10 protein-coding genes are annotated in these 12,464 nt (G+C 45.6%); 5 read left to right on the plus strand and 5 right to left on the minus strand.

Annotation, left to right across the window (positions count from 1 at the left end):
- Positions 1 to 42: 42 nt before the first annotated feature.
- The 4 genes from ACHFJ9_RS14520 (at position 43) to ACHFJ9_RS14535 (ending at position 4,271) form a co-directional block, all read left to right on the plus strand.
- Complete coding sequence (locus tag ACHFJ9_RS14520) at positions 43 to 957, plus strand: dihydrodipicolinate synthase family protein (protein WP_047008681.1); 915 nt, start codon at positions 43 to 45, stop codon at positions 955 to 957.
- A 73-nt stretch (positions 958 to 1,030) separates the two neighbouring features.
- Complete coding sequence (locus ACHFJ9_RS14525; RefSeq protein WP_395357257.1) at positions 1,031 to 2,152, plus strand: ABC transporter ATP-binding protein; 1,122 nt, start codon at positions 1,031 to 1,033, stop codon at positions 2,150 to 2,152.
- Positions 2,149 to 3,420 carry an ABC transporter permease gene (locus tag ACHFJ9_RS14530; protein WP_395357259.1) on the plus strand — a complete coding sequence of 424 codons (1,272 nt, stop codon included), beginning with the start codon at positions 2,149 to 2,151 and terminating at the stop codon, positions 3,418 to 3,420. The genes ACHFJ9_RS14525 and ACHFJ9_RS14530 overlap by 4 nt, the downstream gene beginning before the upstream one ends.
- 2 nt (positions 3,421 to 3,422) lie before the next feature.
- Positions 3,423 to 4,271 (plus strand): ABC transporter permease, encoded by an 849-nt coding sequence (locus ACHFJ9_RS14535; protein WP_005393492.1) that lies wholly within the window; start codon positions 3,423 to 3,425, stop codon positions 4,269 to 4,271.
- 120 nt (positions 4,272 to 4,391) lie between these two features.
- Here ACHFJ9_RS14535 and ACHFJ9_RS14540 read toward each other — a convergent pair whose 3' ends face one another.
- Complete coding sequence (locus ACHFJ9_RS14540; protein ID WP_395357261.1) at positions 4,392 to 4,826, minus strand: hypothetical protein; 435 nt, start codon at positions 4,824 to 4,826, stop codon at positions 4,392 to 4,394.
- A gap of 302 nt (positions 4,827 to 5,128) precedes the next feature.
- Here ACHFJ9_RS14540 and ACHFJ9_RS14545 point away from each other — a divergent pair, with 302 nt between their 5' ends.
- Positions 5,129 to 7,573, plus strand: coding sequence for a collagenase (locus ACHFJ9_RS14545; RefSeq protein WP_256949757.1), 2,445 nt, complete (start codon positions 5,129 to 5,131; stop codon positions 7,571 to 7,573).
- A 160-nt stretch (positions 7,574 to 7,733) separates the two neighbouring features.
- Here the strand turns inward: ACHFJ9_RS14545 and ACHFJ9_RS14550 are convergent, their stop codons facing one another.
- Genes ACHFJ9_RS14550 through ACHFJ9_RS14565 form a run of 4 tightly spaced genes read right to left on the minus strand, consistent with a single transcriptional unit; the run spans position 7,734 to position 12,458 of the window.
- Positions 7,734 to 9,530, minus strand: a complete 1,797-nt coding sequence (locus ACHFJ9_RS14550) for an aminopeptidase P family protein (RefSeq protein WP_395357263.1) — start codon at positions 9,528 to 9,530, stop codon at positions 7,734 to 7,736.
- Positions 9,530 to 10,522 carry an ABC transporter ATP-binding protein gene (locus ACHFJ9_RS14555; protein WP_053306923.1) on the minus strand — a complete coding sequence of 331 codons (993 nt, stop codon included), beginning with the start codon at positions 10,520 to 10,522 and terminating at the stop codon, positions 9,530 to 9,532. Before ACHFJ9_RS14555 ends, ACHFJ9_RS14550 begins: the two co-directional genes overlap by 1 nt.
- Positions 10,523 to 10,531: 9 nt before the next feature.
- A complete protein-coding gene (locus ACHFJ9_RS14560) occupies positions 10,532 to 11,515 on the minus strand; it encodes an ABC transporter ATP-binding protein (RefSeq protein WP_109168417.1) in 984 nt (327 codons plus the stop codon).
- A 10-nt stretch (positions 11,516 to 11,525) separates the two neighbouring features.
- On the minus strand, positions 11,526 to 12,458 hold the full coding sequence (locus ACHFJ9_RS14565; RefSeq protein WP_005377839.1) for an ABC transporter permease subunit: 933 nt from the start codon (positions 12,456 to 12,458) through the stop codon (positions 11,526 to 11,528).
- Positions 12,459 to 12,464: the final 6 nt, after the last annotated feature.

Here is a 12,464-nt window from a genome sequence, read left to right on the forward strand (position 1 = left end):
TCATTTAAATTGCATACAATATACATATAAGGAAAGTAGTTCATGAAAATTGATTGGAAAGGTGTTTATCCGGCGGTCAGTACGCAATTTCGTCAAGATCAGTCAATCGACTTAGACGCAACGCAAACCGTTATAGACAACCAGATTAAAGATGGTGTGAATGGTATTATCTGCTTGGGTACCGTCGGTGAGAACTGTGCGTTGTACCCGGAGGAGAAACGCCAGGTCTTGCAAGCGGCAAAAGAAGTCGTAAATGGCCGTGTGCCTTTGATTGCTGGTACAGCAGAGTCTATTACCACAGCAGCTGTTGATTACATGCAGGATGCGTACAAAATTGGTATCGATGGTTGTATGGTGATGCCTGCCATGGTTTACCGCACGTCTGAGAGCGAAACGTTCGAATATTACCGCACGCTAGCAGAAGCAACGCCAGAAATGCCAATCATGATTTACAACAACCCGGTTGCTTATGGTGTCGATGTAAACCTCGATATCATGGCGCAACTGGCTGAGTTTGAAAGCATTGTAGCTATCAAAGAGTCGACCACTGATACTCGTCGTATCACTGAGCTTTACAATAAATTTGATGACCGCTTTACCGTGTTCAGTGGTGTTGATGACATCGCTCTTGAATCATTGATGCTAGGTGCGACTGGCTGGATTTCTGGTTTAACCAACGCATTCCCTGAAGAGTCCGTCGCGATTTATAAACTGGCAAGCCAAGGTCGTTATGCTGAAGCGTTAGAAATCTACCGTTGGTTCTTACCGCTGCTGCGTTTAGACACCATTCCTACGCTGGTTCAGTGCATTAAACTGGCCGAGCAAGTCTGCGGGCGTGGATCTGAACAAGTTCGTGCGCCACGCCAACTTTTACAAGGTGAAGAGCGTCAACAAGTCATTCAAATGGTTGAACATGCGTTAGAAACCCGCTTAGACCTATCCAAATACAATCTGTAATTGTGCTGTTTAGTAGAGCGTTAACTGACGCTCTACTCATTCGTAATATTCAAAAAATGAGAAGAGGGAAGTCATGAGCACGGAAAACAAGGACTATGTCAGCTTTCAACACGTTAAGAAAACCTACGATGGCACGAATTTGGTGGTGAAAGACTTCAACTTAGATATTGCTCCTGGAGAGTTCGTTACTATGTTGGGGCCGTCAGGATCGGGCAAGACCACTTGCTTAATGATGCTAGCGGGCTTTGAAACCGCGACCGGTGGAGACATTTATATCGATGGCATTCCCGTTAATCATCTCGCGCCGCACAAGCGCGATATCGGTATGGTGTTTCAAAACTATGCGTTGTTTCCACATATGACCATTGCCGAGAATCTTGCGTTTCCTTTAAAGGTGCGAAAACTCGACAGTGACACGATTCAAAGCAAAGTTCAGAGTGTATTAGAAATGGTCGAGCTTGAGCATGTTGCGACTCGATACCCAAAGCAGTTATCAGGTGGTCAACAACAACGTGTTGCGCTAGCGCGAGCATTAGTGTTTGAGCCTAAACTTGTGTTGATGGATGAACCGCTCGGCGCATTAGATAAGCAGCTGCGTGAGCAAATGCAGATGGAAATTAAACATTTGCATGAAAAGCTTGGCATCACCATTTTGTATGTGACGCACGATCAAGACGAAGCTCTCACTATGTCCGACCGTATTGCGGTTTTTAATCACGGCGAAGTGCAACAACTCGCGACACCAACCGAGCTTTATGAATCTCCGAGTAATACGTTTGTGGCGCAGTTTATCGGAGAAAACAACCAACTCTCAGGTTTAGTCAAAGAGTGGAACGGAAAGTATTGCCAAGTGCTCGTTGGGAAAGAGTTATTTACTGCGAAACCTGTCAGAGTATCTGAGCAAGGACAGAGAACAACACTTTCCATTCGGCCAGAAAAGATTGTTATTCAACCAGAGAAAGCGTCTTGTGAGAACCAAGTCTCAGGCGTCCTACGAGAATTGATTTATCACGGTGATCATTACCGTCTGGTCGTCGAAGTAGAGAGCGTTGGTCACTTCATCGTTAAAGTACCTAACGATAATCGTAAACACTTGCAGTTAACGCCTGGCTCAATTTGTCGTATTGGTTGGCAAAGTGAGGATTGCCATGCTCTTGATGGGACACAAACTCAAAGTAGCGAGGTAGCAGCATGAGTCGAGAGCTAACCGCATTAGATTCTGTATTGGAAATCGAACGTCAAGTTCATCAACAAGAAACCAATCTGAAAGCGCAGTTGCAAAAGGCAGAGCGCCGAAAAAAGCTTCGCTCCATTATGCTCACAACGCCATTGGTGTGTTTTATTCTGCTTACGTTTGCTTTTCCTATCCTCGACATGCTTTATCGAAGCGTGGATAACCGAGAAATATCCCAGTCACTACCACAAACTATTCAAGCCTTAGAAAGTTGGGATTATCAAGGTCAGCCTCATCAAGAAGTCATTGAGGCATTCTCTGTTGAAGTACTTGCGCTTTATCAAAGCAAAGAGCTACCGAAAATAGCCAGCCGAATGAATATTGAAGTGTCTGGTATGCGCAGCTTATTGATGAAAACAGGTAGAAAGTTGTCTCGTTTGGCGTCGCTGCCGAGCTCGGTGACACAGCTGGATAAGCGATGGGCTAATCCTAAATATTGGGCGGCGTTTAAGAATCTTAGTGGCGCATTAACATTCAGTCATTATCTTGCTGCGCTAGACTTGCAAGTGAATGAGTTTGGAGACATTGAGCTCCAACCAGAAAAACGCCAAATATACGTCGACCTTTTCTTTAAAACTTTTTGGATGTCTATTTCAATCACCTTAATTTGTTTGGTGATGGCGTACCCCGTTGCGTACCTGCTTGCCAATTTACCTGATAAGCGCGCGAACTTACTTTTAATCATTGTGCTGCTGCCATTTTGGACGTCATTATTAGTCAGAACCACGTCTTGGATTGTTCTGCTGCAAAACCAAGGGGTCATTAATGATCTCCTTATTTGGTCGGGTTTTACTTCTGAGCGAGTTCAGATGATTCACAATACCTTCGGAACGGTGGTGTCTATGGTTCACATTCTGTTGCCGTTTATGATCCTGCCTCTGTATAGCGTAATGAAAGGAATTAGCCCAACTTATTTCCGTGCTGCTCGTTCTCTAGGCGCGACGCCTTTCATTGCGTTCATGAAAGTTTATATGCCGCTTACGTTACCTGGGATAGGTGCGGGGGCCTTGCTCACTTTCATTCTTTCTATTGGTTTCTACATTACGCCCGCTTTGGTTGGTGGAAGAAGCGGACAGATGATATCCAATATGATTGCCTATCATATGCAGACATCACTGAACTGGGGGATGGCTGGCGCATTGGGTGGACTGCTTTTATTCGTTGTACTGGTTCTGTTTTATATGTTCAACCGTGTGGTTGGCATTAACAACCTTAAGGTAGGGGGATAACCATGGCATTACCAAACTATGCATCAAAAGTAGAGCGAGTCGCTTACGCAGGTTACTTAGTTTTTTGTGGGTTGGTGCTGTTCTTTTTAATCGCTCCAATTCTGACCATCATCCCGTTATCGTTTAATGCAACGCCTTACTTTACTTTTACCGAGGGGATGCTAAACCTTGATTCGGCAGCGTATTCTACTCGCTGGTATCAAGAAATGTTTACTAGTGATCAGTGGCTGTTGGCGCTGAAAAACAGCACGTTCATTGCTTTTATGGCGACACTCGTTGCAACAGGGCTGGGAACTCTGGCGGCGTTGGGTTTAGCCAGTAGTAATTTGCCTTTTCGTAATACCATTATGGCGCTGTTGATCTCACCCATGATCGTACCAGTCATTATATCTGCTGCTGCGATGTACTTTTTCTACACTCGCCTTGGCTTATCACAAACTTATCTAGGCGTCATTTTGGCACACGCTGCGTTAGGTACGCCTTTTGTCGTCATTACCGTTACTGCGACGTTAAGCGGCTTTGACCATAGCTTGGTAAAAGCGGCGGCTAGCTTAGGAGCAAACCCTGTTTATACTTTCAGACACATTACCTTTCCGCTGATTCGTCCGGGGATGATTTCTGGCGGCTTATTTGCCTTTGGCACATCGTTCGACGAGGTTGTGGTGGCGTTATTCCTGACTGGGGCAGAACAAAAAACCGTTCCGAGGCAGATGTGGTCAGGAATTCGAGAGCAAATTAGTCCGACCATATTGGCGGTCGCTACGTTGTTGATTTTTATGTCGGTGTGTTTGCTCGTGACATTAGAAGTTTTACGTAGACGTAATGTACGCATTCGAGGCATTCAAGAATAACCAGACTTTTTCTTTGTTGGTCACTTTGCACTTTTGCTTAGGGGCACCTCAATTTTTGATCAAATGCGCCTCATTGTAGGCGCTTTTCTTTTGTGTTTGTCGTCAGCGATGACTGACATATCACTCTTGTAGCTTAATGCCAGCTTGCTCGAAACGTGCCAAAGGCGACTTGTTCGATTGCTGATACCAACTAGCTGGCATGTTTGATTTAAGTTGCGCTTTTTCTTCCTTGCTAATCACAACATAGTGCAAAAACGTATTAAGTGTGGTTACCATCACGTCAAACGTCATTTCCCCATCTTTGCTGATGGCTTTCAATAACCCAACGACGGTTTCCTCAGAGACTAACGGTTCAACCACCGCGTTTTTTCGCTCTTTTATTGATGTTGAAGCGGGTAGTCTTGCACGTGCCGTCTCCCAGCAAGCTTTGTTGGTTTTACTGACAAGGTTGTGCTTGTAGCAGTAGTAACTGAATAAAAAGCGTGGCAGGTTTTGCCAGCGTTCGGTTTGGACTTCTAACCAAAGGTGTTGTAGCTCAATATCAGCGTCGGTCATAGGAGTTGTTTAGCAAAAAGAAAAGAAACCATTTTATAGCTTTTGTGAGGAGCAATAAAAGATATTTGAATGGAAAGATAAACAACTAGTTGATCAATATTACTAAAGCAAATCGATTTCTGGCAAGCTCGTGCAACGGCAACTCGAGTACCAAAAACTGATACCGCCACATTCGGTTGTTAACAAAATGTTTCTTCTTGTCTTGCGAGTAGATTATATGGAGATGCTCTTGCAGTAATAAGGGCAGTGGCGATGCAAAAGACGTAATGCATCTAAGGAAAACTCAATATAGAAGAAATTAGATGGAACTGAAGATTTTGAGTGTCGCGATTGCGACAACGTTAACCAGCACTGGCGTATTTGCGTTAAGCGAGCCAGTTTCTCAAGTTACAGAGCAACATGCACATTCGGCTCATACACACGGTGTTGAATCCAATCGAGTTGAATACCAACCAACCGCAACTCTCCCTATTCAGCCCTCCAAGGTAACTCGAGTACAGTCACTCGAAAGCCTTGATGAGTCGAGCACAGCTTGTGATTTGGAGGCATTGGTTACCGAAAGCAGTAACCAATTGATCAGCGAAATTTTAAGTCAGGGCGCGACGTGTGTGAACCAGTTATTCTCTGCTGAAAGTCGGATTCAAGAGTCGGTATTTAGCTCCGATCATATGTACAACATCGCTAAGCACACTACGACATTGGCGAAGGGGTATACGGGTGGCGGGAGCGATGAACTAGAAACGTTGTTCTTATACTTACGCGCGGGTTATTACGCCGAGTTTTACAATGACAACATCTCATTTATTGAATGGGTCACACCAGCGGTGAAAGAATCAGTGGATGCGTTTGTTAATAACGCAAACTTCTACGAGAACAGCGACCGTCACGGCAAAGTGCTTAGTGAGGTCATCATCACTATGGATAGTGCCGGCTTGCAGCACGCGTACTTACCGCAAGTGACCCAGTGGCTTACACGTTGGAATGATCAATACGCCCAGCACTGGTATATGCGCAATGCGGTTAATGGTGTTTTCACTATTTTGTTTGGTGGGCAGTGGAACGAGCAATTTGTGCAAGTAATTGGTAACCAAACAGACCTTGCCAAAGCTTTAGGCGATTTTGCTCTAAGGGCGTCATCAATCGGTGCTGAAGATGAGTTTATGGCCGCGAATGCGGGGCGAGAGCTCGGGCGTCTGACCAAGTATACGGGTAACGCGAGTTCTGTTGTGAAGAGTCAGCTGAGTCGAATCTTTGAACAGTATGAAATGTATGGTCGGGGTGACGCGGTTTGGCTTGCGGCGGCGGACACCGCCTCATATTACGCAGATTGTAGTGAGTTCGGAATTTGTAATTTCGAAACTGAGCTAAAAGGCTTGGTGCTATCGCAAACTTATACTTGTAGCCCGACAATCCGAATTTTGTCTCAGAATATGACGCAAGAGCAACACGCGGCCGCATGTTCTAAAATGGGTTACGAAGAGGGTTACTTTCATCAGTCATTAGAAACTGGTGAACAGCCAGTAAAAGATGACCACAATACTCAGCTCCAAGTTAATATCTTCGATTCAAGCACCGATTATGGTAAGTACGCAGGGCCAATTTTCGATATTAGTACTGACAATGGCGGTATGTACTTGGAGGGTGATCCTTCCCAGCCGGGGAATATTCCCAACTTTATTGCTTATGAAGCCTCTTATGCGAACGCGGATCACTTTGTCTGGAACTTAGAGCACGAATACGTGCATTACTTAGATGGTCGATTTGATCTCTATGGAGGGTTTAGTCATCCAACTGAAAAAATAGTGTGGTGGAGTGAAGGCATTGCAGAGTATGTCGCTCAAGAAAATGACAACCAAGCAGCACTTGAGACGATTTTAGACGGTTCGACATATACCTTAAGTGAGATTTTCGAGACTACTTATGATGGGTTTGATGTCGATCGAATTTATCGTTGGGGGTACTTAGCTGTACGTTTTATGTTTGAAAATCATAAAGATGACGTAAACCAAATGCTGGTGGAAACACGCCAAGGGAATTGGAGCAATTACAAGGCCACGATCACCCAATGGGCGAATTTGTATCAAAGTGAGTTTGAGCAGTGGCAGCAAGCCCTTGTCTCAAATGGTGCACCTAATGCAGTCATAACCGCAAACAGTAAGGGGAAAGTCGGTGAAAGCATTACATTTAGCAGTGAAAACAGTACAGACCCAAACGGGAAGATCGTCAGCGTCTTATGGGACTTCGGTGATGGCTCGACAAGTACACAAACCAAGCCGACGCACCAATATGGGAGTGAAGGGGAGTATTCGGTCAGCCTAAGTGTGACAGACAGTGAAGGCTTGACGGCAACCGCCACTCATAGTGTTGTTATCTCAACGTTGGGCGGTAATGACACATTGCCACAAGACTGCGCGGTGCAAAGTAAAGTAAGCGGTGGGCGCCTAACAGCAGGAGAGCCCGTTTGCTTGGCAAATCAACAAACCATTTGGCTGAGCGTGCCAGCGGTGAATGAGAGCTCAAATCTGGCGATAACGACGGGGAACGGTACGGGCAACCTAAAGCTTGAATACAGTAACTCTGGTTGGCCGGATGGTACTAATCTTCACGGGTGGTCAGATAATATTGGTAATGGAGAGTGTATTACGTTGTCAAATCAGAGTAACTACTGGGGCTACGTTAAAGTCTCTGGTGACTTTGAGAATGCCGCCATCGTCGTTGATTTTGATGCTCAGAAGTGTCGTCAGTAGGGCATTTTAACTGCATCACTTTAATTTAATTGATCGCCTCGCTAACATTGCGGGGCGTTTTTGTTTTTCACGCCGTTATCTCTATAAAAAAACCAGCCCGAAGGCTGGCAAACAAGGAGTTTGAGATGAAAATGAAAACGTTATAAAACTTGCTGATATCCTATTTCTCAATAAGTTGGGTTGTGCTTTGAAGCCAGTTTTTATCTTGCGCATCAAGAAAAGGGCTAAGCGCTTGATAGACTTGTGAATGGTAATGATTGAGCCAGTCTAGCTCTGCTTGATCTAGCATTGATAAGTCAAGGGCGTTGGTCGCAATTGGAGCAAGAGTGATGGTCTCAAAACCGTAAAACGTGCCGAACTCATTTTGTTCTACTTCTACAACTTTAAGAATGTTCTCTATTCTTACTCCGTACTCACCTTCGCGATACACGCCTGGTTCATTAGTAATGACCATACCCGGTTTTAGCTCAACCTCGCGGTGGCTTTGCGAGAAATTTTGTGGGCCTTCATGAACATTCAAGCAAATGCCTACGCCGTGTCCAGTGCCGCACTTGTAATCAATACCATGTTGCCATAAGACGCCGCGCGCCATGATATCAAGATTGGCACCCGTAGAGCCTTTCATGAATCGAGTCTGAGTCAGTCGGATGACCGCTTTGAGCACCAAGGTATAATCTTTGCGCTGCTTAATGGTCGGTGACCCGAAGTGGAAAGTACGGGTGATGTCTGTTGTCCCGCCAAGGTATTGGCCACCAGAATCGACGAGAAAGAAGTTGCTTTCATTGACTGCCGCATTGCTTTCTTCATCGGCGGCATAATGCATTTTTGCCCCGTGAGCTGCGAAGCCTGCGATAGTGCGGAAACTGTCACTCACATAATGTCGGGTTTGACGGCGATAGTGGTTCAGTTGTGCCTCAGCAGACAATTCTGTAACGAATCCGCTTGGAACTTGCTCTTCTAGCCAGTTCATAAACCTTACGATTGCCACACCATCATCTGTTAATGCCTGCTCTAGGCTGGTTAGTTCGGTCTCATTTTTTATGGCCTTCATTGCCGTTACAGGGCAAGCCATTGGTTTTAGATTCACATTCCGTTCAATCGAACTCACCAATAAGCTGTCTGTGTGGGTAGGGCTAAAAGCGAGCGATAATCCCTCACATTGCTGATTCAAATACTGACTTACGTAGTTGTAATGGCGAATGTGTACACTCTGCTCGGTCAGCGCTCTTTCAACGTCTTGAGGCAGTTTGGCTTTATCAATAAACAGTGTCGCAAGTGATTGCTCTACGACTAGATAGGCTTCAGAAACTGGGCAGTAATTCGTATCACCACCTCGAATATTCATTGTCCACATGACATCATCTAGCGTTGACACTAATAAGCTATCTACTTGGTTCTCGGTTAACCAAGAACGGATTCTCGCTAACTTATTTTCAGTGTCAACGCCAGCAAAAGCGGTGGGGTGCTCGAATACGGGTGCACTTGGGCGAGGTGGTCTTTCAAGCCAAATCGGTGTGAGTAAATCCAGGTCGACAATGATCTTAATGTTTTTCGTTTCAAAGGCTTGTTTGAGGCCTTGATAAAAAGCGTAACTGATGGCGCGCCCGTCAACCGCGACAATACTGTTTTCTGGGAGCGTGGTAGCCAGCCATTTGGCAATTGTCGGTGTTTCTGGTTGTTTGGCTTTAAACAGTTCAAGTCCTGTGCCGTGTAACTGTTCTTCAGCTTGAATATAGTAACGACCATCAGTCCACAGGCCACCACCTTGTTGGGTAATGACGACATCGCCTGCAGAACCGGTAAAACCTGAAATCCAGCTTCGCGCTAACCAATGATCCGCTGAGTATTCACTGTTATGTGGGTCATTGTTGGTCACGATATATGCAGACACGTTGTGAAAGGACATTGCCTCACGCAATAACGTAAGGCGTTGGTTTACTGAGTTAGTATTGTTCATTAAATGGTTCCTAAAGTCATATTTGAGCAATAGATATGATGCTGCTCCGAGCCTGTTTTTATTGGGTTCTGTTGCCCGCATACTTCTGTTGCTTCTGGGCATCGAGTACGAAAAACGCAACCGCTAGGTGGGTTAAGTGGAGAAGGAAGGTCGCCGGGCAATAGTTGTATTTCACGGTCACGTGCTAATTGCGGATTAGCTATCGGGACAGCAGATAACAGTGCTTTGGTGTAGGGGTGTTGTGCATCATCAAATACTTTATCGTAACGTCCTACTTCCATAGGTTTACCAAGATACATCACCATAACGCGGTCGCTGATATGGCGCACCACGCTTAAGTCATGCGCAATCATCACCAGTGTTAACCCCATTTCTTGTTTAAGATCGTCTAGAAGATTGATGACCTGAGCTTGTATGGAGACGTCTAGCGCACTAACGGGTTCATCACACACGACCAAATCTGGATTGAGAATTAATGCTCTGGCAATGCCCACACGCTGGCATTGACCTCCGGAAAATTCATGTGGATAGCGGTTTCGCTGGCTCGCCAAGAGACCCACTTTATCCATCATAGCGATGACACGCTTTTCTACCTCTGCCCGTTTAAGTTGTGGCTCGTGGGTGAGCAGTGGTTCGGCGATGCATTCTGAGATGGTTAATCTCGGATTCAAACAAGCGGATGGGTCCTGAAACACCATCTGAAATTCTCTGCGTCGAGAGGAAAGCTCTTTTTTACTAAACCCGAGCATGTCTTGACCTTTCCAAGTCAACTCGCCATGTGTAGGTTCAATTAAGCGAAGTAAGGCGCGTGCAAGTGTTGATTTTCCGCAGCCTGATTCCCCCACAATGCCAAGTGTCTCACCTCGGTAAACATCTAAGTCGATACCATTGACCGCTTTCACGATTTTACGTCGACTTGGAATAAGATGACGTGAAACAGGAAAGTGGACGTTTAAATCACGAGCAGACATGAGGACTTCTTTTTTATTCATAACGCCTCCTTAAGCTTTTATTTGAATAGGAGTGATAACACTGGGTGCGTTAACGTGACAGGCAATGGACTGGCTCGTGTTTAATGGAGAAAACCGTGGGGTTTCGTATTGGCAACGCGTCTCTCGATGCTCGCACCGCTCTCTAAACGGACACCCTTGATGGTTAATCAACGCACTTGGTGGGTTACCTGGGATGGTTGGTAAACGTGGCATATCTTCAGTGATAGAAGGAATTGCCTTTAGCAAGCCTTGAGTGTAGGGGTGCGCAGGTTGAGCGAACAATGTCTCGGTATCGGATTGCTCCATTTTTTGACCACCATACATGACCAATACGCGATCACACATCTCGGCAACGACGCCCATATCGTGAGTGATCAGTAAAATGGCCGTATTGAACTCTTGTTGTAAGTCTCGTAATAGCGTCAAAATTTGAGCCTGAACGGTTACATCTAATGCGGTGGTTGGTTCGTCTGCAATTAACAACTCGGGCTTACACAACAACGCCATCGCTATCATGATTCGCTGACGCATTCCGCCAGATAATTCGTGAGGGTATTGATTCATCCGAGTTTCGGGAGAGGGAATACGCACCGCATCCAACATGTGAATCGATTCAATTTTTGCTTGTTTTCGGCTCATTCCTTTATGAATCATGAGAACTTCACAAAGCTGCTTGCCAATTTTCATGAATGGATTAAGTGACGTCATCGGATCTTGAAAGATCATTCCGATTTTCTCTGCACGGATGCGGTTGAGCTGCTTTTTCGACATCGCGAGTAAATCATCACCGTGGAACATTGCGCTTCCAGACACGGCGCCGTTGTCCGCGGTTAACCCCATTAATGCGAAAACAGATTGGCTTTTTCCCGAACCTGATTCCCCAACAATCCCAAGAGTTTCGCCTGCTTTAATCGAGTAGGAGAGATTACTGACCGCTTGCACTTGCCCATCTGGCGTATCGAAGCGCACGTTCATGTTTTCAATAGATAGCATGGGTTTGTCCTTATCGGTCTTTCGGGTCAAGAGCATCACGCAAGCCATCGCCGATGAAGTTAAAACAAAAGAGGGTGGCAACTAAAAACAGAGAGGGAAAAAGCAGCATCCACAATGCCACGTCAATCGTTTTTGCGCCTTCGGAGATTAGGATTCCCCAGCTCGTGTCTGGTGGTTGAACACCAAGCCCTAAGAAGCTTAAAAACGATTCGAACATAATGAATCCTGGTACCATTAAGGAGGAATAAACCATCACGATCCCAAGAACATTAGGCAGAACATGGCGTCGGACAATTGTCAATTTAGAAACCCCAATAGAGTGTGCGGCTTCGATGAACTCTCGCTTTTTTAGACCGAAGGTGACACCACGTACAACACGGGCAATGCCCAGCCAAGATACCATTCCGATCACGATAAAAATCAGGTAGATGTTGTTGCCAAAAAGGGTAACAAACAGGATAACCATAAACATAAATGGCACCGAATCGAGCACCTCAATAATGCGCATCATTACGCTATCGACAACGCCGCCAAGATAGCCGGAAATACTTCCCCAAATCGTACCAATAACAACGGCGACTAAGGCGCCAACAAAACCTACCAAAATAGAGAGCCTGCCACCTTGCATCGTGCGAGCAAAGACATCTTGCCCGAGGTCATCAGTACCAAAGTAATGGCCACTGCTCAGTGAAGGTTTCCCTAGCTCGTATGGATCGATGAGCACTTCCCAGTCAATTTCATCATGGCCAAAAGCGGCAAGAGAGGGGCCGAAAGTGATGCATAAGGTAATGAACGCCAAAACATACACTGATGTCATCGCGGCTCTGTTTTTACGAAATCGAGTCCATGCATCCTGCCAAAGACTACGACCTTCGACGGCTTCAATATTGTCGACGACTTGATCTTGAAGAGCTTGTGTATCCAGTTTTTTGATCGTTAACATGCCGGA

Origin of the sequence: Vibrio sp. D3, from assembly GCF_043995865.1 — a bacterium.
Lineage (GTDB): Bacteria > Pseudomonadota > Gammaproteobacteria > Enterobacterales > Vibrionaceae > Vibrio > Vibrio diabolicus.